The following is a 21,521-nucleotide window of genomic DNA, read 5'->3' on the forward strand; positions in this document are numbered from 1 at the left end:
ATCTACCAGCTAACACCGCCAAGTAGTTCGTCGACGGATGCGGCTGTAGCGCCGCTGCTGTCGTTAAGTGCTTCGGACACCAAATCAATTAGTACAAGTGCAGCCGTCTGAATGCGTACGTTGACCTGCTCCTGGATGTATTCCAACCCACCGTTCATGTACTCCTCGAAAATCTCGACTCGTTCCTGGATCCGGACGTTATCCATAATTTCTGGGTCGTCTCCAATAACATTGGCAGCGATCATGTTGATTAGCGCCTCGCTGAAGGTGGGTCCAGTGAGTGTCTCGTACCTAATTGGGTCTCCCGCCGTTTCCGTGAATCTCACTCGACGTGAGCGGTGATAGCCAATGGCAGCGGCGAGCAACATGATGTCGCGGAATGTTGTGAAACCAGCCTCTTCCTGCAGTTCCAGCATTAACGCTTCATGCTGTTGTGGGCGTCGAATGCGAACGTCGGTGGGTACGGTCGTCATGTGACCTCCTTCAGTAAGGCATAGTCAGAATCGGAGTGGCGTATGTATGGATAAGTGTGCCCCCGCAGCTGTATGTCTTCGCTCCCGGCTCCAGGAAGGCTGCTGTGTGCCTCGATGATTCCGAGGTGGCTCACATACGGTGTAAGTTCGTTCGCTACCTTTCCAAGGCCCTGGCTCTTGCTGACTAGTACCACAAGTTGGGGTGCCATCCTTGCGAGGGCGCGGGAAACAGCTTCCTGGTAGTTCTCGTCCAACGAACCAAATGCGGCATCCATTACGATCGGATATGTCCCGGCGTCTGCGGCGGCATCGTCGTCCGTGTGGCGCTCCCTGCGGAGCTCTCTCGCTAGCTTGGAGACTGCAGCGACAAAGCTGAGGCTGAGGATCTGATTCTCGCCGGTTGACTTGCCGACCGGCAGTTCTACTCCATCCACAAACGTATGCAACGTGAGCTGGAAGGACTCGCTGACGGCGGGGATGTAGTTCTTGTAGGTGATGCTCTTGTAGACGGATTTCAATTCGGCGTCGAGGCGTTGACGCATTCGCTCGGAGCGGATTTCTAGAATCTCTTTCAGTGCTCGACAGACGCTCTCCACCATTTCGGAGCGTGCCCGCGCTTTAGCAGCCAGGATATCGGTTACCTCAGCATTCGATCTTTCCTTTACTTTCTGCTCGACTGCTTTAGTGACCAGCTTTAGGTTATCGACAACCGACCCGACGCGGCGTTGCTTCGCGTCGTATCGGTCGTCTAAGTCGATCCGCTTCGACTCGAGCGCCTGGACGCCTTCGAGACGGTTGTCGCTTAGCTTGCCGTCCAGTTCCGACTTGGTTGCTTCGAGACGGGCAACGGTTTCCTGGAGATCCCCGATGCGCTTCATAGTCTGGCTGAGGCTGTCGCGTAGGTCCGTCCGCGCTGCTGCGATTGGTTCGATCTGGCCGCTTAGCTTCTGCCATACCGTTTCCACCGCCTGGAGGCCTGCGCGTTGGCGCCAGTCGTTGACTCGATTCCAATGCGCGCTCTGTGCGTCTAACGGTGTTCCACAGATGCATTCTCCCTCGTCTAGCAACTGGTCAACAAACTCGCGCTTAAGCGGGGCCGGCAAGGCACCCCTTCGATACAGCTTCTCTGCGATTCTGCTTGTCTCTGCTCCTAGCTCCGCCGTGAAAGCGAGGAAACCGCGAGTCGCGATCAGGTTTGCGTGCTCCTTACGCGCAGTGGCTAGGTCCGTTCTGGCCTGGGCCAACTGTTTGGTCACCTCGTCACGTTGTTGCTGAATGGGGGCCGCGGCTTCATGTTGAAGGAGGAGTTGCCTGACATTTTCCCGCTCTTCATTCAATATTGCGAGGTCGCCCTGCAACAACTTGTGTTCTTCCCGCAGACTTGCTTCTTCCTCACGAAACTTGTCAATGGCAGCCTGGATCGCGCTCGCCTTGCTGCCACCAAACTTGGTGATGTTCGCTGACAGCTTTTTGTCAACTTTCGGTAGGTGGACAAGTGCGCGCTCGACCTGTTCTAGGTCGAGGAGCACCTTGATATCCTGTTGAACCTCCGCGTAAGCGCTTTTTTCGACGAGCTTTTCAATCCGCTCCCCGTTGAAAAAGAAGAAGCGACTTATGCTCTTTGGGAGGATGGAGAATACCTTTTCTTGGGGCGCATCTACTACTTCGGACGACCCATCAAGTTTGGTGACCCAGACTTGGACCTCAGGATTTGCAGTCGCCTGGTGATCGCCTTCTTTGCGGATGCTTGCCCTGCGCTGAATTCGGTAGTTCTGCCCCTCGTGATCGAAATTGAGTTCTACGCTCACCTCGACCAATCCGCCGGTTGGGGTGGCGCGCCAGACGCTGTCGGTGACTAAACGCCCCTGCTGCTCTACATCCTCCGAGAGTGTGCCATAGAGCGCCCATGTGAATGCATTGAGGAAGGTAGTCTTGCCCGCCCCGTTTGCTCCAAACAATAGTGTGACGGGCTTAAGCGTATCCGACTGCAAATCCAAGCGCTGTGAACCCTTGAACTGACGAAAGTTGTGGAGAACGATCGAGTGCAACTTCACGGAATAATCTCCTTGACGGCGGCGAGCAAATCGTCAGTTGCGTCGTACTCTTTGACGTGCAGCTTCGCGCGCTCAATTTCAAGCACCCGCTTCAGCAGAGCACGTTCCTCGTCACTCAACTCCCGAACTACCTGTTCTTCCGTGCGTTCTGTGCTACTCACTCGCCGGTCCTCCATATTCTGGCTGTTTCCTATAGGTGCATCAGTTGGTAACGGTCCTTGAGGGGTCGCAAAAGCTTCAGAGTAGCTTCATAATTCTCGGATAACTTGCCGAACTCGTTGGCTCGTTCGAGTTCACGTATAAGCAGCCGCCGCTCGATCTCGAAATCTACCGGCGCGCCCGTTGGCGGCACAGCTAGATAGTCGAAAATCTCTGCATGATCTTTACCCTCTGCACGCCGCAATAGACGCCCACGCCGTTGAATAAACTGCCGTGGGTTGCTGCTGCTGGCAAGGAGGTAGCCAGTTTGGGCGTCCGGGATATCAACACCCTCGTCGAGGCAACGCATCGCCACAAGTACTCGCAGGTCGTCGCCGGTGGCGAATCTGTGGAGTAGAACTTTACGCTCGCGGCGCGGCGTCTCAGATATGTACGGGTGCGCTGCAAGGTTCAATTCGTTGCCTACGACATTCATGACCTCGCTCAATTGATTAGGACCCGGAGGTTCCCCCGCATGTGATGGGCGTGAACCCTCGGCACAATACGCAAGTTGAAACCACGAGTTTGCACGTCCACCGATATCCTTGCGAAGCAGATCAATCTTGCCCGCAGCGTGCCCCAGTACGCCAGCACGCTTACGCAGAAGTTGCCCTAGTTGCGAATTTGAATCTGGATTGTTGTCGTCGGACCCTGCTGCGAAGCATCTCGCGATTTGACGCGAGAGCTCAACATACAGTTCTGTCTCTACATCGTTGAGCTCGACCAGCCGAGGGAAGTAGTTGTAGCGGCACAACGCACCCATCTCGATCGCATCGCCCAAGCCAAGTTCGTAAACAACGGGGCCGAAGTAGTCTACGAGTGCGTCAGTTCCTTCGTCGTCAAACCATCGTTCAGGCGTTGCAGAGAGCGCAAGCCGGTATGTGGCGTTCGTGGGCAAGATCGTTCGGTATGCCGGGGACCCGAGGTTGTGCGCCTCATCAGCGATAACAAGTAGCGGTTGCGTGATTCGCGACAGGATCGATTGGAACTTCGCGCCAGCGAACGAGGCGTTCGTCGCGACCATAGCAACAATCGGTCGCTGTCCGAACCGCACCTGCGCCAGCTGCTCCTCGACAAGCGGCAACCACTTCTGGCTCGACTCATAAACCGGAATCGGTCTGACCCCAAAATCTTCAACTTCCGTAACCCACTGATCGACCAAATGCTGGAGAGGGGCTACTACAACGAGAATGAGAGCCTCCTCGCGGTCGCGCAGAACGTCGGCCAGCTTGGTAGCAGCAATCAGCGAAGTCTTAGTCTTGCCAGTACCCGTGGCCATCTTGAGAATTCCACGGCCTCGGTGCAGCAGCCAACCTTTGACTGCTGCACGCTGGTAATCGCGTACCGTCATCCAGTCGGGAATCGATAGTCGCTGTGCCTTCCCCCGTACGGTAACCGGTTGCACCAGAGCATCATCCCGTGGCGGAGTGAGCGTGGTGCGTTCTTGCCCAAGCTTAATCAAACGGTCACGTGAGACATCCGGGAATGTCTCGACGCTTAGCGATGGGGTCTGATTTGACCAAAGTTCATCAAAATCCTGCTCAATGTCTAGGGCACGCATGCTGTCGCCGTCGACCCACCCGCGATAGACTTCAATCGATTCGAAGTTGCTGGCGAGCCCGCCCAGAGTTTCGTTGCTGCTGCCCGTAAAGGCTACGAGGTCTCCGTGGGAGTCCCGGAAGATTCCAAGTTTCTCGTGGTAGATGCCAATGCGGCCCTCCTGCGCGACAAACGCCAACTTAATGTCGAGGCGACCATCAGCTATCAGTCTTCCGAGTTGACCAAGTCCGTCGAGTATTGGGCCACGGTCCTCGACTGCGAGTGCACGCTCAGTCGCTCGTGTGATCACAGAACGGAAATCGTACCCCCGCTCGATATCCAAGATGTCGTCCTCGTTGAGGTGAGGTGACGCGATGAGCCGCATTGTGCCACCCCGTTCGGCAAGATTTTCAATGCCTCGCGAGTAGAGGGCAAGGCTAGTTGACGTGAAGTAGCCAACTGCGCGGCTATAGCTGCAGGCGACCTGAAACGCTGGTAGATAGAAGCCCTGGACTACATCGCCTCGGTTGCTGCGGTATCTGCTTGCCAGCGACAGGCTGCGGAGCCCGGTGCTTCGCGGCTCAGCCGTCACAGGAGGTCCAAGATGCCGTGAACATCGGTTGCTTTTGCTTCGCGTTCAATTGGTTCCCCAGTTTCCAAGTAGTGACGCATAGTCGTAAGTGAGTCCGCGACATCACTTTCGCCGCGGTCTCTATAACCGCCGATAATGCTTACGACAGGGGAATCTTCGGGAAGTTGAATGGCCGCGGCGAACGCTCGTCTTGCTTCCTCCGCCGCAATGCCGGAAGGCACGCCGATGAGCGCGAGGGCGTCGGCCAAAGGATCTCCGGAAAGTTCCCCGATGACCTCAATATCGAAACTTCGATCGTCGCGGATTCTCAGAAATACCTCGGTATCGGCAGAGATGTCATCCTTGAGAAGGAATCGGCGAATTGTGCCGAACGCTGGTTGCGTGCCCGTCCAGTTGATGGACTGGTCGCCTAGCTCCGATGCGAGCTGTAGTTTGTCGCCGTACGCCATACCAAGAATTGCGGCAATCGCGACGGGAGCGACTGAACCGCTGCCTCGTAGGTGGTCGTGGTTAATGCGAACGCGATAGATCCATTCATCACCGCGTCGATACAAGCGCGGTGTACGCGCGGGGGGTTTGCGTGTTTCGCGGGACATTCCAGCAGATTTGACCATTCCACCGCGCAGTTCGAAGGGTGGGGTGCTGGCATAAGCCATGACGCTACTACTGGAAACTGAATACTTGCCAGTGATGTGCTCGACAAGCCTGTTTATGGATATCGCGCCTCCCGCCTTCGCAAGTTCTTTGCGGATGACAGATCGGATTCCGGCGTAAGCCTCCATGCCCCATTCAGCCAGAGCCCATTCCTTGCGATCGACTCGTTCGAAGCGTTCATCGTTCGTCATGGCGTTCTTCAGAGAACCAGCGGTTCTTTTAACTGCAAAGCATTCGATAATCTCGTCAGCGGTCATAGGCGAACCGCGTAGAAACAAGATGGCAGCTGCGTAGTCACCGACGGACGCTGTCCGCGTCAGTACTGTGGTGTCGTCGACAATATAGCCGCAGCTACGGAGCCATTCTGCAGTTAACTCGCTTTGGTTCAAATCGGGGCTACACTCAATCAGGTCGAGCTCTTCTAATCGACCAACGCCGTGGTAATCAGTTCTCTCCTGAAGCTGGGCTGCCGTCCATTCGCGCGCCGCAGTAAGCGTTGGTACAACGCACCAGCCCTCTGTAATCTGATATGCGTCATCGAGTCGGTCGATGACTCGCCAGACTGGTTGGTTCACAGCCTGAACCGTTCCATTGAGCGCTGGCATTAACCGGACGAGGTCAGTGAGTGGTCGGATTGTTCCGATTAGGGCCCTAGCAGCATTCGCAACCATGTGGAGGGTGCCTGAAGAAATCGCATCGAGCATAGCGGCTCGCGCCTTGCCCTCGATTTGCCGCGCTCGTTCGCGGGTGAAGCCGTACTCAATCCCTAGCTCATCCAACGTCGCTGGTTTATCGGCGAACACACGCTTCTGCAGAATACCTACTGCGCGGGAGTCCAGCTTTCCCAGCTCATTGTCTAGCAATGCGGCCGCATCGAGCTCAAGTTCACTTTCTTGGAGAACATCCTTTGCGGAGAGTGCCTCCAGGTAACCGCGAGCGCTCCGGATCTCGGGCGGTACTCCAGCTGGAATCTTATCGCCGAGCAAGGGCGCTGCGGGAAGTCCGATTGCTGTCTGCCACATGGCGATTTCCCGCACACTCGCGATCAACCCACTTGACAAGACCGGCGGATGAGCGTGCTCGACATAGCGATCTTCTTGGCGGCCTGTCGAGTTTTCTGCCATTACCGAGGTAGTTGAAATCGACATCGAACATTCGGCTAACACCTGGAGAATCGTTGATACCGTACCGATCCCAACATTCCTCCAGTCCATGATCTCGTCAAGCACAAGGAGGCTGAGTTCATCCGTTGTTGAGATGCCGCGCCTGGCGAGCACATTTCCAGCCCTTACTGGTAGACGTAGCGCAGTAAGGGGGAAAGATGGCGGTAGACCTGGAAAAATCTGACCGATTGTCCATTGCGACAACCGCTCGATCGCAAGCTCGGCAATTCTCTCCAGCTTCACCACTCGCTCGACCGATCCAGATACTGCAATCGGAACTTCCCACCACGCGTTTGCATTGTCGTCGGTGGATGCGCCTCGAAGCCAAGGGAATGCGTCAAGCCATATGAGCGGAGGTAGATCGTCAACCTGAGGGTCATGGCCGAAATCATCCATATAGCGCAAGCTCCTCTCGTTAGAACTAGACAATAGTAGGTGTACACCTCGATGCGTACAGTTTTGCTTGGAGCGGGAGCTATCTCGCTGTCGTTTACTTCGAACGGTTCGTTGCTCGGGCTACGGAAGACATAACTGTTCGACGGGTCGAATGATTTCCAACTTTAACCGTAAGTGCGGCAAATGATCTGATCAGTCGCTGTGGGCTTCGGGAGCAAGATTTCGGTTGTTCCGGTTGCCGTCGAATTCGTATACGACCAAATTCGACAGGTGCGATTGTTTCGTGTTTTTTCGGCGCTCGCTGAAACACATGGGTAACGAAGGATCTTGCAAGTTGGGTGCTCAGTTTCCCCTCGCCCTTTTGCGGGCTTATACCACCCCAATCACTTCGACCCGTTTCCCCGCAACCCAATGCCGTCTACTCGTACGATTACGTCGAATAGGTTTCCACTAGAGGGTGCTGAGGGGGCGGGATGCGGGATTCGGATCAGCAACTGGTGGATGTGGTTCTTCGTCGTGCGGATGCGGATGAGTCGCTTGATGAGGAAACTCGGATGCTGATCCTGGCTGCGTTGGAGAGTGAGGATTCGCTTCGGGACGCGATCGGTGCGGAGCGAACCGCTGAACGTCCTGAATCTTCGGATTTGTCTGACGCAATGCAGGATCGGGAGCCCGTTGGCGCGTTCATTGATGAGATTTCGGTTGCGGGTTTCCGCGGTATTGGCAATAGGGCGGTGTTGGATCTCTATCCGGCGCCGGGTTTGACGGTGGTGAGCGGGCGTAACGGTTCGGGGAAGTCGTCGTTTTCTGAGGCTTTTGAATATGCCATCAGTGGAAGCAGTTACCGGTGGCGGAACAAGAAGAACGCGAAAGTGTGGACGCGGAGTTGGCGGAATTTGCACCGTCCTGTTCCGTGTGAGCTTCGTGTGCGTTTAGCGGTCGAAGATCAGGGTGCTGTGACGATCGGGGTGGATTGGGCGGGCGATTCTCTCGACGATTCGTCGGTGTGGGTACAGCGGCGCGGTGAGAAACGCATCCCGGGTGTTGAGTCGTTGGGGTGGCAGGCTGCTGTCGAGTTGTATCGGCCGATTTTGTCATATGACGAATTGGGTGGACTGTTCGAGGAAGGGCCGTCGGTGTTGTATGACGCGTTGGCGAAACTTCTGGGTTTGGAACAGATCGCGGACGCAGAAAATCGGCTGGGCACGGAGCTGCGGTTCCGGAAGCAGGCGCGGACGGATGCAACCGCAGCTGCGCGGAACCTCAAGTCGGCGTTAGCGGGGTCAGATGATGAACGTGCCGCGTTGGCGTTGAAGCAGATTTCACGGTCAGGCGACCTGGTTACGGTGACCAAGCTGGCTACCGGTTCTAACACCGGTGGGTCTGACGGTGTACTGAATCAGCTTCGTGCCATTGCGGCGTTGACGATTCCACCGCGTGACGTTATCGAGGCGCGGGTGGCCGCAGTGCGGTCGGCGGTAGCTGCGCTTGCTGAGCAGTCTGATGCTGTGGTTGGTGCTGTTCAGCAGCGGCAAACGATCCTCATGGCCGCGTTGCAGTACCACTCGTCTCATGGTGACGGGCCGTGTCCGGTGTGCGGGGAAGGCCAGTTAACAGGGGAGTGGCACTCCCGGATTGAGACTGAACTAGCGTCGGAGAAGGAACGAATCACTGAGTATCACGACCGAAAGCAACGTGTCGCAGCCGCACAGCGGGACCTTATAACTGTGGTTAATTCTGTGGGTGCGGTGCGCTCTGTGGCCGATGTTGCCCTCGAAACCTTAGGTGCATTCGAGCAGGCTCAGAAGTCGTGGCGGAACGGTCCCGACGATGCCGCAGCGCTCGCGACTCACGTCGAACAGTCACACGCTGCGCTGGAGGAAGCATCTGCGGTGCTGAAGACCGAAGCCGAAAACGAGCTAGGGCAACGGGAAGACGAATGGGCACCGCTCGCTACCGACCTGATGGCGTGGGTGAAACTTGAGAAGCAGGCCCGCGCATCCGATCCGGTTGTCAAACTGATCGACAACGCGCGCACGTGGGTGAAGAACAATGCCGCGACGTTGCGCAACGAGCGACTTGCGCCGATCGCAGAAAAGTCCGCCCACATTTGGGGTGTGCTTCGGCAGGAAAGCAACGTTGAACTGGGTTCTGTCACCCTCACTGGAAGTGGAACACAACGGCGTGTGGAACTCGAAGCGCAGGTCGATGGCGCCCCAGCCGGCGCTCTTGGAGTGATGAGCCAAGGTGAGCTTCATGCACTCTCGTTGGCACTGTTCTTGCCACGGGCGGCGTCCCCAGCAAGCCCGTTCCGGTTTATCGTGCTGGATGACCCGATCCAGGCCATGGATCCGTCAAAGGTGGAAGGTTTCGTTCGGGTTGTGGAGGAACTTGCACAGACTCGCCAGGTGATCGTGTTCTCCCACGATGATCGGCTCGCCTCCGCCATTCGGCAGCTCGGCGTCACCGCACGCGTCGTCGAAGTTGCCCGAGGATCACAGTCTTCAGTCGCTGTAACAAACGCCCAGAGTCCAGCGTTACGGTTTGTCAGCGACGCTCGCGCACTCGCCAAAGACCCAGATGTCCCAGAAGATGTTAAGCGCAGAGTTCTCCCAGGGCTGTGTCGATTGGCGATCGAAGCCGCAGCGCGTGACGTGTTCTACACACGGCAACATCAGGCGGGGGCGGCAAGGGAAACGTCGGAAGCAGAATGGTCCGATGCGCGGTCAGTCCCAGCGGCATTGGCGCTCGCGTTGAAGGGCGACCGTGATGCTGACATTAGCGGCTGGCGTAGTGCGAAGCCTTGGCGAAGTAAGTCAATGGGCATCGCAGGCGGGGGAGTGCACCGCGGAATGTTCGGCGACCCTGCAGATGCGGTGGCGGACCTACAACGCACCGTCGACGATGTTCTGAGTGCGTAATGAGCACACCAGCAGTTGTTCTCCTGCGATACGCCGAACAGATCGTCGACGGCGACGCGAATGCCGACAACATCCAGTCCGTGCGCGGTGCAGCGTTCCTAGCACGGCAAGCCCTCGAAGAACTCGTCACCGACCAATGCCAAAACTTCAATTCTGAACTTGGGCGGGCGTCCATGCGGTCCAAGCTGATTGTCCTTCGCCAGCTTGGTGATTCGGACCACGCTGAGGCCGCATCATTGGCTTGGCATGGGCTTAGTAACGCTTGCCACCACCACGCCTACGAGCTCGCACCTACTGTGGACGAAGTGCGGCACCTCTGCGCAATGGTCGCGGGGCTACTGAAGTAGGTGTGCGGGGTTGTGTAGCGATGCAAAACGAGGTATTCAGCAATCGATGGAAGGACGCACGGCGCAACCTTGCGTCAAGTGGCAGCAACTTGGACGGCCAGTATGCGTCCGCTCCGCAACTGGTCACCTTCGCAATATCCCGATCGACAAAATCAGTCAGGTCAATTCTTCTTCGACCGTTTCCGCAGTGGTCTTTTGGATCGATGCGAGCGCAGATACCACGTGGTTAAGGGTGGCTGTTAAATCACGATAGAGCGTATCGGCGCGAACAAGCCGTAGCACTAGAGCACATGGTCGCCGAGCAACTTTCCGATCGACCGGATGTCGACCCGCCCTTTGAATTCAAGCCGAACCTTGCCGAGCCCACTAAACCACAGATCAACTTCAGCATCGAGATCGAAGCTCCCAGCGGTCTCAATGCTGAACGCCTGAATTCGTGAATACGGCAATGACGTGTAGTCACGCTTTTTCCCGGTGACTCCCTGAACATTGATGGTGAGCAAGCGCTTGCTCGTAAACAAGACGGAATCTCGGACCCCGCGAAATGCCAAGTATAGTGACTCACCTTCGATGAGGATTGGAGCAAGTTCTGCGTGGTAATCAGCAGGATTCGCGGGACCGAGCTTGAAGAATGAACCGTTCTGGAAGTCGATCATTCGCTTGACAATACAGTGGGAATCGATCGGTAACTCGCCAGTAGTGCTGCGGATCAGTAGATTTCGTACGTCGAAATTTGGTCGCTGGTTCCCATGGTCCTTAGAGAATGGCGCGCCAAGGCCTAGCTTGCGCACGCGCTTCTATCCGTCATGCTGGATTCGAGGCACGCGGAGGCACTACTCGGTTCGCGTAGAGTGGTCTCTCTATACGCTCCAGCAGAGGCATAGCCTTTATGCGTTTTCGCCGGTAAACCTGTAATGACCTAACCACGCCTCATGCCATTGGTGTGCTCGGGTCGCAACGGTGTAAGTGAAAGTTTTCGACATGTGGATCGTGAACGCGCAGTCGTTCAAGTGGCTCGCTGCTGCTCTGACTGGAAAATCAGTATCAAGAAAATTGGTGCGACGACAAGCCACGCCCTACGTGCTGAGAAATACATGGTGTGGTGCCGATAGCGTCATGCATTCTTCGGCACGTGCGAAGAGCTCTTGGGAGACGCGAGGCCCCACCAGCTAACAATGGGTGCGATCACGACGAAGGCGACCACAGTAGGGAGTCGGATTATCGGCTGTCAGAGCGAGGAAGTGGCTGTTTTTTGAGGCCTCGCGAGTTGCGCCAATAACCCAATTCTCAGCGAAGTGGAGCGGAAACTGCACTAGACCACAGGCAAATACCGGGAGGACTCAAGGAAATAGCAGACCGCCCGAATCCGAAGTGAGCTTGGAATCGAGTTCATCGAAGGACATCGCTAGTAGGTGGCTTGCGAGTGCGCTTCAGCGTTCAGATATCTGCCACCACACATCAGGATTGCGCTGGAGACGCAGCAGTTTCCTGCTAGAACCCGATTCGAATGTGACCGCGTCGTGTGGTTCGCAAGCCTGCAGTTCAAGGTAAATGTTGAATAGACCCAACCGGGTCCGAAAAGTGTTCCCCCAGTTCAGGATCCAATTCTTGAGACTGATCTCAGGTTGGCTGTATCGGGAAGCGAGATCGCTGACTGAGCCGCGATCCCCATGAACTCGGTCAAAGTAGAATCCGTTGTCGGCGACGATAGACAGGCCCGTCCTGCCAATTTTGGAACCGATGCACAGTTCGTCGACATGTGGCATCCATATGTCGGGCCAGTCGAAATTTCAGTGGACAGCTTTGTAGCGTGATTCCCATTTATCAAACCAAATCTCGGACCGCCGATATTCCCTCCTGAGCAGCTCAAAATCATTCGATAGCAAAAACATCCTATAATTTCGCGCAGTGTGGGCCATTCACCGTCAATAGCCTGAAAACGAGCTACCCCTGGGTAGTCAGCCCGAACCGGCCGTGCAACTGGGATGGGACGAGGTCTGCATATTCGGGGTTTTTCCGGATGAAGGATTGGGCGAACGGACAGGACGGTAGTACGGTCATCCCGCGTTCCCTTGCGGTGTCGAGAACTTTTTTCAGCAGTATTGAACCCACGCCTTGTCCGCCGTACTGGCGGTCTACTTCTGTGTGGGTCAACGACATGCGATCTTGCAGAATGCTGTATTCGGCAAAGCCTGCGACCGCGTCACCGTCGGTGAGTTCGAACCGCTCGCGTTTGCCGTTGTCTCGGAACTCGAAGGTCATGTTCCCCATCTTTTCTGCGCTGTGTTGCGAACCGGTCATTGCCAACGTGTCTCAGTGACGTTTGCGAGAACCAGGGATTCCACCGCTGACGACTTGCCTTCCGAAGATCGAACCGTCACCAGTGTCACTGTATTCGGCTCCGCTAACGCTACGACTTGATTGTGGTGGCGCTGCCTGATTGTCTTGTTGTGCTTTGAGATCAGCAATGTCGCGCAGTATCGCAGGATCAGGTGGCGAGTACTTCAACCTTGCGTAGTGTTGAGCCCTTTTGGCTCGCTGGCGCTTTTCCTGATCAGCTTCATGTTGGGCGCGGAGGGCGTCTATGTGGCGCTGCCTCAGTTCGTCTGCTTCAGACCTTGTTAGGCGTTTAGGTAGGCGCACATGTGTGGAGGAGTAGTCGCCCCTGTCATTCCCGATGTCTGCGGGAACGGTGAAGCTACTCGAAGTCCTTCTGGGATGGTGGCGTTTGCTCACACCTGAAAGCTATCTGCAATGGCGCCCGTAGTGGGTCAGATCTTTGGAATTCGTGTGTCGACGCGGGCCAGTTTGCTCTGGACAATCCGACAGACCTTCTCCCGCTCAACCGTTTTCGGTGGCCTGAGCTCCGGTGATGACGGTGAGCAGTGCGGCGGCAACATCGATGTCTTGACCGCCTGTTGCTAACCGCCGTAGTTGCAGTCCCGTGACTGTTGCCACGACCACTGGTGCAAGGTGTCTCGCGTGGTCGGTGCCCAGAGCGGTCAGGATTGAGACCGCGAGTTCGTCGTAGGCAGCAAAACTGCGGGCGGCGGCTTCGCGGAGTTCTGGGTCGCGTCCAGCGTGGATGTATAGCTCAAACGTGGCGATTTGTTCGTTGGTGAACGCGAGTTTGTCGGCTGTGTGCTGAACGAGACGCGCCGCTTCTGCGACGTCCACACCTGCGGAACGGTACTGTTCCGCCTGCTCTTCGAGCTTTCGGGTCTCGTCCATCACGAAGTCAACCATGGCCGAACGAAGCATGTCTTGTTGGGTGGCGAAGTGATAGGTGATCGACCCCAGTGAGACATCGGCCTCGCTTGCGATGCGCCGATTGGTGACGGCACCAACCCCGTCGGTGCCGATCACCCGCACAACCGCGTCCAGAATCCGTTGACGGGCGGGTGAGCTCATGTCTTCACAGTTTGGGAGGCATCCACAGTTCACCATGGTAGCGGGGCATTCTCATGCCACCGCAGTCGTTCTTCTAGTTGTGCCGCAAGCGATACCAGCAGTGGTTCGGAATTCTCCGGTCCCATCAACTGCACCCCCACTGGAAGTCCGTCTTGTGTTATTCCCGCAGGTATTGCGACGGACGGCCAGCCCAAGACGTTCCACGGATAGGTGTAGGGGCAGGCGCCGGTAATGATGTCATTGGTGCGGGTGGCTGATGCGCCGTCGAGTGCATCGGTGAGCAACGGCGGTGTCGCGGTAGTGGGCGCGAGGATGACGTCTGCGGTGCGGAAGACCCTGGCGAACTGCCGACGCAGCAGCGGTTCCATCGCCCGGGCTGCGTGGAGCGGGCCATATTTCAGCAATCTGCCAACACGTGCGTTCGCGGCTGTTCTCGGGTCAAGTAGTGATGGGTCAGGAACCCGGTTGCGAAGGTCATCAAGGCCTGCCAATGATCGGGGCAGGAAGGAGAGACCGACCGGAATTCCGTAGTGGAGATGCAGGTTCGATGTTTGATGACCGATTTCTCGGATTGTTTGCGCCACGTTTTCGAGTCCATCGTGGACTGCTGGATGAATGCTCGGCCATGAGCCAACGAAGGGTGGGTTTTCGGCGACGACAACGCGTAACTTTCCCGGATCCCGTCCCACCGCATTGGAAACCTCGATAGCCGGAGGCTGGTCGCGGTCATCGAGGTGTGAGCCAGCGGCGATGTCGAGCAGAAGCGCCGCGTCGGCAACAGTGCGAGCGAGAGGGCCAATAACGGTGAGGCCGTAAAACAGTTCACGTTCGGGCCATATTGAGATGCGGCCTCGCTGCGGCTTGATCCCGACAAGGTTCGTCCACGCCGCTGGGATCCTGATTGATCCTGCTCCGTCCGAACCAAGAGCTGCCGGAACAATCCCGGCGGCGACTGCGGCTGCTGCGCCTCCTGACGAACCACCTGGCGTGTGGTCTGGGCTCCAAGGATTGCGAGTTACCCCGAAGCCGGGGCCGCTTGTGACTGGCCATTGGAAGAACTCTGGTCCGTTGGTCTTTCCGACGATGACCGCTCCTGCTGCGCGAAGTCTTCGGACTACCTCGGAGTCGACAGACTTGTGGGGGAACTGCCCGCGAGCGCCGAGGGAAGAGGGAGCGCCTGCGACATCAACGTCGTCTTTGACGGCTACCGGCACACCCAGCAGGGGAGAACGGTGTCCCGCGGAAAGGCGACGGTCGGCTTCGGTGGCATCGCGTAGCGCAGCGTCACGCAAGACCGTCCGAAACGCGTTGAGCGTCGGCTGCGTCGCGTCGACCCGGTCGAGAACCGCAGTGGTCAGCGCGACGGATGTCACGCGTCCTGCGGCGAGATCACCGGCGAGATCGGTAAGGGTTGGCATCGTTGATAGTGCATGCATGGGAACTCCGATCGGGACTGTTCGTTCGAACGAACAGTATCACTGTTCGGGGGAGTTGGAAATTGGCATACTCATCGGAAGTGCGTCGACGATCTACCTGACCCAACCAACGAAAAGTTATGGTTGGTTGCGCGCCAGTCAGCGTGATGAGATCAAAAGGAGTTTCCATGGCTAATACACCTGATTTTCGTCCGGTCGGCGATCTCCCTGATGCGATTGGCAAGACGGCTGCCCGTGAACTCTCTCTCAATGGCATCACAAGTCTCCAGCAGGTGGCAGATCACTCAAAGAAGGAACTGTTGGCCATCCACGGCGTTGGCCCGAAAGCCATTGCGATCCTTGAGGAAGCCCTGACTTCGAGAAATCTTAAGTACAAAACCTAATTACTTCGGGTCTAGCTCGCCCTTGGCCCACGCGGTGACGATCTTGTTTGCATCGGGTCGGCGCGGCATTGCCACAATGACGAGGTCGCCTTCTCGGAGCTTTGTGCGGGGTGTCGGTATGAGCAAACGCGGACCACGGTTGATGGCGGTGATGAGGCCAACCGGTGGCATCACTTCGCTCAGGTATTTGCCTTCGATCGGCAATTGGGTCGTGACTCGTACCTGCACAAGTTCAGCATTGAGGTCACCGATTGGGAGCTCTTCCGCGACGGGACTCCAGACATCAGCTTTTTCGGTGAGGTCCAGCCATTTGGCTGCGGTGCGAATGCTCATGCCTTGGACTAGGGCGGAGACGAGGACAACGAAGAAAACGATGTTGAAGATCAGGTTCCCGTCCGGGTAACCGGCAACGGCGGGGAAAGTGGCGAGGAAGATGGGGACAGCGCCGCGCAGACCCACCCAGCTGACGAAGGTGAGTTCTCGCCACGTGAACTTGAACCAGATGAGGCAGCACACGACGGCAAGCGGTCTCGCCACCAAGATGAGAACCGCAGCAATCGCCAACCCAGGGAGCGCAACATCGATGAGGTTCGAAGGAAACACCAGCATGCCAAGCATCAGGAACAGTGCCACTTCTGCGGTGTTGGCGAGGCCTTCGTGGAATGTGCGTATACCGCGCCGGTGTAGGGGAACTTTCGCTCCGACGATCAACCCTGCAACGTAGACCGCCAGGAACCCCGATGCGCCACCAGCAGCCGCGAGGCCGTACGACAGACCTGCAATGCCTAACGCCAACACCGGATAAACACCGGCCGGTCCAAGTGTCGTCACCAGTAACAGGCGGCTTCCGGCAAGCCCGACGAGCGCGCCAATCAGGAGCCCACCCCCAAGCTGTGTGACAGCGAATGTTGCCCATTCGCCTGCGGGCGGCGAGGACGTCCACGTGGCGATGAGGCCAACAGTGAGCATGATCGCCATCGGGTCGTTCGCGCCCGACTCCACTTCGAGCAGGGCGGACATTTTGCGAGGAAGGGGAGCTCGACGGAGCATCGCGAAAACAGCCGCGGCATCTGTTGACGCCACAACCGCGCCAATGAGCAAAGCCGTCAGAAGGTCGACATTGAGAATCAGATAAGTGGCACCGCCCAACACGGCAGCCGTGATCACCACGGCTACTGTCGCGAGCGTTAACCCCGGTGCCGCTGCTTTACGAATGTCTCTAGGTTTTGTTGTGAGTCCACCCTCGTAAAGGATGAGAAGCAACGCTGCCGTACCAACCATCTGTGCGATCTCAGGATCAGACAACGAAACAAGGCCGAGCCCCTCATCTGAGATAAGCATGCCAAGCCCCAAGAACAACAAGAGTCCAGGCATCCGGATACGCTGAGCGAAACCGGCTGCCAGAATGGCTGCCACAAGAAGAAGCGCAGCCGCAAGGATCCAGCGGTCGGCGGGGAGTTGAATACTCATAGTCCTCTTGAAACAGTTGCGTTCAGCATAGAAGGGAGTTTACCGGTGGCTGACGCACCCCCGGCTAAGCCGAAACAGCGGAAGGTGAAACCAACCCCGCCCATCGACAAGCTGATCGTCCCCCTCGACGGAACCTTTGAGGCAGAAGCAGCAATAACACCTGCCCTCAAAATTGCCCGGCAGCTACACGTGCCGCTCGAACTGTTCACGGTGCATGACCCGGTGCACGGGCGGTGGGCAACTGGAATAGATTCCCTTGCCGCTGACACAGAGTACGACGACGTCGAGGTTGTGTGCGTCAGTGCAGGCTGGGCTGGTGATCATTTGGTTCAAATGTCCCAAGAATCCGCCGGAGCAGTGATCTGTTTGGCAACCCACAACCGGGACCGGTTCTCCAGGATGGTGACAGGAAGCGTTACTGAGCACGTGATCCGACAAGCGCCCTGCCCAGTGCTGATGGTCGGCCCCCACTATGACTCAGCATTCGAACCTGACCAGTACCGCGACTGCATCGTCTGCCTTGACGGGAGTGTGCGAGACGAAGCAGCACTGCATACCGCACGCCACTGGGCCCGGCAACTAGACCTCGGCCTCCGACTCGTGCACATAGATTCGCCCGGCAGACCCGAAGAACCACAGGTATACGAAAGCGCGCTCGAAACCCTAACTCGCGAATTAACCGAGGCAGGAATTCGCACTGAATACGCGCACATCACTCACAATGATGTTGCCGACGGCATTAGGGTTCTCCAATCTGAAATGCCAGGGTCTTTAACAATCGTCACCAGCCGTAACCGTGGAGTCTCCCGGTGGGTTGTAGGCAGCACCACCCTGAAAGTCCTGGCGAACAGCCCATCTCCAGTAGTTCTGGCTGACACCTCATACGAACTGCACGGGCGCACGAGCATCCGCCAACAAGCTTGAACTACCCCAAGCATTAAGCACCCCGTGCCTACTCATTAAAGTGTTGGCAGCGGTTTGGCTGGCTTATCGGAATCAGTCGCGGCGACATCATTCCTAGTGTGCGCTCTACGAATATTCAGGACGACTTGCCACACGATTGTTCTGGAGTCGCTTCGACCTCGAAATGTACGCCCGTTGTGCCCAGATAAAGACGGGCATACCAACGAGAAGTGTTATCACACTAGGCAATTGTTGGAACATACCGATCGCTGCAGTGGCGAGGTACAGCGCCAGAACGGCCAGCATTGCGGCCAGGAAACCAACTACGAATCCTGCTGCCCGCTGGAGGAACCTCCGTTTTGTCACATCAACACGTATATCTCGGACACCTGCGAGTGGGGGCGCACAGCATCGCGGTCTCTTACAGGTCGCCGTGGGCGGCGCGGGCGGTTTGAGGCTTGGTGCGATGTCACATGCGCGTCCATCGAATTTCGGCGAAAGTTTTTGTGAGTAGGTGGAACCGTTTGGGTGTGCGGTGCGTCTGTGTTCTGTAGAGGGGGACTTTGATGAGCCAGGTGTTGGGTGTGTGGCGTCGGTGTGTGGGTGTGGTGTTCGCGTGTGTGCTGGTGTCGGGTTGTGCCCAGTCGACGACGGAGGATCTCGGTGCTGAGCAGTCGACAGTGTTGACCGAGACGACCGAGGTGACGACCCCGGCCCCGGTGCGTCCACCGGCAGTGTTTGATCCGTGTGAGGACATCCCCGATGAAGCCGTCGAAGCGGTGGGGCTAGACCCGGCGACGAAATACATGAGCATCATCGGGGGTGAAAAGCATGATGGCCAGCACTACGATTTTCACCGCGAATGCGCGTGGAACGGTCTCCACATGCGCGTCTTCATTGCATCGGGGGATACACCAATTGAAGAAGTCGTGAACTACGACTTTGTTGACAATGCGCGTCAAATTTCGATCAATGGGCGTGCGGCGTTGCATTACGACCTAGTGACGTGTGGGCCGCGTGTGTGCTCGGAAGTTGCCTTCCAGACCGGCGCGGGGAGTGTGTGGGTGAACCTCAACCTGTCGTCGTTGGGGGATTTAACCCTGCAGGCTGATGACTTGGTGTTGGAGTATACGGCCTTGTTGGAGCCGTATCTCCCGGCGGAATAACAGCGTGTGGATCAGGGGGACGTGATGTCAATACCGTTTTTTGGGACCACCGCCTCAGGTGGAACCGATTGTGCCTGCGCTGCGTCTGTGTTCTGTAGAGGGGGACTTTGATGAGCCAGGTGTTGGGGGGTGTGTGGTGTCGGTGTGTGGGTGTGGTGTTCGCGTGTGTGCTGGTGTCGGGGTGTGCCCAGTCGACAACGAGTGAGGAGCTCGGTGCTGAGCAGTCGACGGTGTTGATCGAGACGACCGAGGTGACGCAGGCGGCAGGGCCTGCGCCAGTGCGTCCACCGGCGGTGTTTGATCCGTGTGAGGACATCCCCGATGAAGCCGTCGAAGCGGTGGGCGTGGACCCGGCGACGAAGTACATGAGCATCGCGGGCAACGAAAACCACTATGGCGTCCATTGGGATTGGCATCGGGCGTGCGCGTGGAATGGTGAATACCACCGCGTGTGGATCGCGTCTGTCGATGAGCCTTTTGAGGATGTACCGGAGCGGTCAATTGTGGAGAATGTGCGCGAGATTTCGATCAATGGGCGTGCGGCGTTGCATTACGGCCTGTTGGCGTGTGGGCCGCGTGTGTGCTCGGAAGTGGCCTTCCAGACCGGCGCGGGGAGTGTGTGGGTGAACCTCAACCTGTCATCTCGGGGGGATCGGTCTCTGCAGGCTGATGACTTGGTGGTGGAGTATGCGGCGTTGTTGGAGCCGTATCTCCCGGCGGAATAACAGCGTGCGAACCAGGGGGACGTGATGACAATACCGTTTTTTGGGACCACCGCCGCAGGTGGTGTGCTGGATATTGATCCGGAAGCCGGAACGCTGGCGATTGCAGCGTGCCAGGAATTGAAAGAACACCTCCGCGATGTTCAAGTCACCCGCATCCATCGGTTACCGTCGGCATCGTTGCGGTTGGGCACATTCACCTCAAGCCAGCAACTGATCGCGGCCTACGGTGCGTTGTGGGATACCGGTGCTGATTCACTCGATCACATCGTCACCCAACATGTTGCGGCCGCGGACTCGATGATCCTTGCGTTCCGGGCCGCCACCGGGTTGTTGCTTGGTGTGGACACCGACAATGCGACGTCGATCACCCGGCTTGTGGAACCCTCACCCGAGGGTGGGGTAGCGGCGCTCTTTGACCATCATGTGCGCGACCTCAAATCCTCCGTCGAAGCTGCGAGTGCCTGGAATCTCAGCCCTCGCACGGTCGGGTATCAGGGTTTGCCGGTAACGGTGTCCGAACCGTTCGCTGTGATGCCACTCGAACAGATCATCGCCGGTGCTAAGTCAGTTGAGAATGATCTATTCCATTTACTTACGTTCTTCGATTCGTGGCGGGTGGTCGGCAGAGAACTCATCACGGCGGCGGAGGATGCGGCGGCGGGTTTGCGGGTGCTGCGTGCTGCGTGGCAGGGCATGTTGGCGGAGCAGATTGATCACGCGGTCGGGAACTACTTGGTGAGTTTGTCCACGTTGGGGTCGGCGGCGGTGGAGGTCAGTCAGAAACTTGATGTGACGTCGCAGGGTTTAGGTCATGCGGTCGGTGCGGTACCAGTTGTGGTGCCGACGACTGCGGAGGCGCGTGTGGTGGCGGAGGTGCAGGCACGCGATGCGATGGAGTTGCTGTATCGGCCGGTGGTGGTGGATGCGGTGGCGGGTGTTCCGGTGTTGCCGCCGCCGGATATGCCGACCACCGGCAGCGAGATCGGCACCGGCACTAACATTGGTGGTACGAATCCGCACAGTGCATCATCGTCGTCATCGAGTGGGGGAGCCGCACCGTCCGTAGGGAACACCGCCGGTGTGTCACCGGTGTCTGGTGGTCCGGGCGATGCTCAGGCTGTGTCGGGTGGCGGGTCGCCGATGGATGACCGCGATGTCGGTGCTGTGCCGTCGGAGGTGACCATATCGCCTGCGAGTGTTGCCCCGGCGTCGGCGGGTATTGCCTCCGGTGCCGATTCGGCACGACTCACACCAGGTGCCGGAACGCCAGGATCAGGGGCACCGGCTGGTGGGGTGTTGGGTTCGGGTGGTCCATTAGGTGGGTCTCGCCCTGGAGTTGCGGGTCCTGTCGCCGCGGGATCGGGTGGTGGTTCACGCAGTTCTTCGGGTACTGCGCTGGCACCGGGCGGTGGGAGTTCGCACCGCACACCAGGTTCCCCAGGCACCTCAAGCCCAGCGCAGACAGTCTCAACGAAAGCCGGTGTCGCCACCGGTGGTGGGCGTTCGATGATGGGTGGCGTCGCCCCAATGGGGGCCATGGGGGCTGGTGCGGCAAGTCAGGGTCAGGATCATAAGCCGGCGAGTTATCTGACGAGTAAACGTAATGGTCATTCGATTGTGGGGAAGCTGCCGAGGACAGCGAAGTTGGTTATTGGGGCGGATACCGAGCACTTCGACCGGTAGGTACCGG

Annotated in this window: 19 protein-coding genes; 7 read left to right on the forward strand and 12 right to left on the reverse strand. The window is 57.6% G+C overall.

What is annotated here, in order from left to right:
- Positions 1-2 precede the first annotated feature (2 nt).
- Genes IEW73_RS01160 through IEW73_RS01180 form a run of 5 tightly spaced genes read right to left on the reverse strand, consistent with a single transcriptional unit; the run spans position 3 to position 7,069 of the window.
- Positions 3-473 carry a DNA phosphorothioation-associated 4-like protein gene (locus tag IEW73_RS01160; RefSeq protein WP_188669888.1) on the reverse strand — a complete coding sequence of 157 codons (471 nt, stop codon included), beginning with the start codon at positions 471-473 and terminating at the stop codon, positions 3-5.
- Positions 470-2,527, reverse strand: coding sequence for an AAA family ATPase (locus tag IEW73_RS01165; protein WP_188669890.1), 2,058 nt, complete (start codon positions 2,525-2,527; stop codon positions 470-472). The genes IEW73_RS01160 and IEW73_RS01165 overlap by 4 nt, the downstream gene beginning before the upstream one ends.
- Positions 2,524-2,688, reverse strand: coding sequence for a hypothetical protein (locus IEW73_RS01170; protein ID WP_188669892.1), 165 nt, complete (start codon positions 2,686-2,688; stop codon positions 2,524-2,526). The genes IEW73_RS01165 and IEW73_RS01170 overlap by 4 nt, the downstream gene beginning before the upstream one ends.
- 29 nt (positions 2,689-2,717) lie before the next feature.
- Positions 2,718-4,856: a DEAD/DEAH box helicase family protein gene (locus tag IEW73_RS01175; RefSeq protein WP_188669894.1), complete on the reverse strand. Its 2,139-nt coding sequence runs from the start codon at positions 4,854-4,856 to the stop codon at positions 2,718-2,720.
- Positions 4,853-7,069 carry a DNA-directed RNA polymerase subunit alpha C-terminal domain-containing protein gene (locus tag IEW73_RS01180; protein WP_188669896.1) on the reverse strand — a complete coding sequence of 739 codons (2,217 nt, stop codon included), beginning with the start codon at positions 7,067-7,069 and terminating at the stop codon, positions 4,853-4,855. Before IEW73_RS01180 ends, IEW73_RS01175 begins: the two co-directional genes overlap by 4 nt.
- A 473-nt stretch (positions 7,070-7,542) precedes the next feature.
- On the opposite strand from IEW73_RS01180, the gene IEW73_RS01185 reads away from it, so the two are divergent.
- Both IEW73_RS01185 and IEW73_RS01190 read left to right on the forward strand, forming a co-directional pair.
- Positions 7,543-9,990 carry an AAA family ATPase gene (locus tag IEW73_RS01185; RefSeq protein ID WP_188669899.1) on the forward strand — a complete coding sequence of 816 codons (2,448 nt, stop codon included), beginning with the start codon at positions 7,543-7,545 and terminating at the stop codon, positions 9,988-9,990.
- Positions 9,990-10,337, forward strand: coding sequence for a hypothetical protein (locus tag IEW73_RS01190; RefSeq protein ID WP_188669901.1), 348 nt, complete (start codon positions 9,990-9,992; stop codon positions 10,335-10,337). The genes IEW73_RS01185 and IEW73_RS01190 overlap by 1 nt, the downstream gene beginning before the upstream one ends.
- A gap of 281 nt (positions 10,338-10,618) precedes the next feature.
- Here the strand turns inward: IEW73_RS01190 and IEW73_RS01195 are convergent, their stop codons facing one another.
- The 5 genes from IEW73_RS01195 to IEW73_RS01215 all read right to left on the reverse strand — a co-directional run bounded on the left by IEW73_RS01195 (position 10,619) and on the right by IEW73_RS01215 (position 15,184).
- The gene (locus IEW73_RS01195; protein ID WP_188669903.1) at positions 10,619-10,993 is read right to left on the reverse strand and encodes a PH domain-containing protein; all 375 of its coding nucleotides are present in this window, start codon (positions 10,991-10,993) and stop codon (positions 10,619-10,621) included.
- Between the two features lie 1,288 nt (positions 10,994-12,281).
- Positions 12,282-12,599, reverse strand: a complete 318-nt coding sequence (locus IEW73_RS01200) for a GNAT family N-acetyltransferase (RefSeq protein WP_188669905.1) — start codon at positions 12,597-12,599, stop codon at positions 12,282-12,284.
- 51 nt (positions 12,600-12,650) lie between these two features.
- Complete coding sequence (locus IEW73_RS01205; protein ID WP_188669907.1) at positions 12,651-13,073, reverse strand: hypothetical protein; 423 nt, start codon at positions 13,071-13,073, stop codon at positions 12,651-12,653.
- A 105-nt stretch (positions 13,074-13,178) separates the two neighbouring features.
- A complete protein-coding gene (locus IEW73_RS01210; RefSeq protein WP_188669908.1) occupies positions 13,179-13,748 on the reverse strand; it encodes a TetR/AcrR family transcriptional regulator in 570 nt (189 codons plus the stop codon).
- A 29-nt stretch (positions 13,749-13,777) separates the two neighbouring features.
- Positions 13,778-15,184 (reverse strand): amidase, encoded by a 1,407-nt coding sequence (locus tag IEW73_RS01215; RefSeq protein WP_188669911.1) that lies wholly within the window; start codon positions 15,182-15,184, stop codon positions 13,778-13,780.
- A gap of 167 nt (positions 15,185-15,351) precedes the next feature.
- On the opposite strand from IEW73_RS01215, the gene IEW73_RS01220 reads away from it, so the two are divergent.
- Positions 15,352-15,567, forward strand: a complete 216-nt coding sequence (locus tag IEW73_RS01220) for a helix-hairpin-helix domain-containing protein (RefSeq protein ID WP_188669913.1) — start codon at positions 15,352-15,354, stop codon at positions 15,565-15,567.
- Here the strand turns inward: IEW73_RS01220 and IEW73_RS01225 are convergent, their stop codons facing one another.
- Entirely contained in the window at positions 15,568-17,037 is a 1,470-nt protein-coding gene (locus IEW73_RS01225) for a potassium/proton antiporter (RefSeq protein WP_188669915.1), read from the reverse strand.
- Between the two features lie 45 nt (positions 17,038-17,082).
- Here IEW73_RS01225 and IEW73_RS01230 point away from each other — a divergent pair, with 45 nt between their 5' ends.
- Positions 17,083-17,961 (forward strand): universal stress protein, encoded by an 879-nt coding sequence (locus tag IEW73_RS01230; protein WP_188669917.1) that lies wholly within the window; start codon positions 17,083-17,085, stop codon positions 17,959-17,961.
- Between the two features lie 105 nt (positions 17,962-18,066).
- Here the strand turns inward: IEW73_RS01230 and IEW73_RS01235 are convergent, their stop codons facing one another.
- Positions 18,067-18,306, reverse strand: a complete 240-nt coding sequence (locus IEW73_RS01235; RefSeq protein ID WP_188669919.1) for a hypothetical protein — start codon at positions 18,304-18,306, stop codon at positions 18,067-18,069.
- Between the two features lie 200 nt (positions 18,307-18,506).
- Here IEW73_RS01235 and IEW73_RS01240 point away from each other — a divergent pair, with 200 nt between their 5' ends.
- The 3 genes from IEW73_RS01240 to IEW73_RS01250 all read left to right on the forward strand — a co-directional run bounded on the left by IEW73_RS01240 (position 18,507) and on the right by IEW73_RS01250 (position 21,514).
- Positions 18,507-19,106 carry a DUF3558 family protein gene (locus tag IEW73_RS01240; protein WP_188669920.1) on the forward strand — a complete coding sequence of 200 codons (600 nt, stop codon included), beginning with the start codon at positions 18,507-18,509 and terminating at the stop codon, positions 19,104-19,106.
- A 110-nt stretch (positions 19,107-19,216) separates the two neighbouring features.
- Positions 19,217-19,831: a DUF3558 domain-containing protein gene (locus IEW73_RS01245; protein WP_188669922.1), complete on the forward strand. Its 615-nt coding sequence runs from the start codon at positions 19,217-19,219 to the stop codon at positions 19,829-19,831.
- A gap of 24 nt (positions 19,832-19,855) precedes the next feature.
- Positions 19,856-21,514: a hypothetical protein gene (locus IEW73_RS01250; RefSeq protein ID WP_188669924.1), complete on the forward strand. Its 1,659-nt coding sequence runs from the start codon at positions 19,856-19,858 to the stop codon at positions 21,512-21,514.
- Positions 21,515-21,521: the final 7 nt, after the last annotated feature.

The sequence above is a fragment of the Hoyosella rhizosphaerae genome (genome assembly GCF_014643175.1).
Classification (GTDB): Bacteria; Actinomycetota; Actinomycetes; order Mycobacteriales; family Mycobacteriaceae; genus Lolliginicoccus; species Lolliginicoccus rhizosphaerae.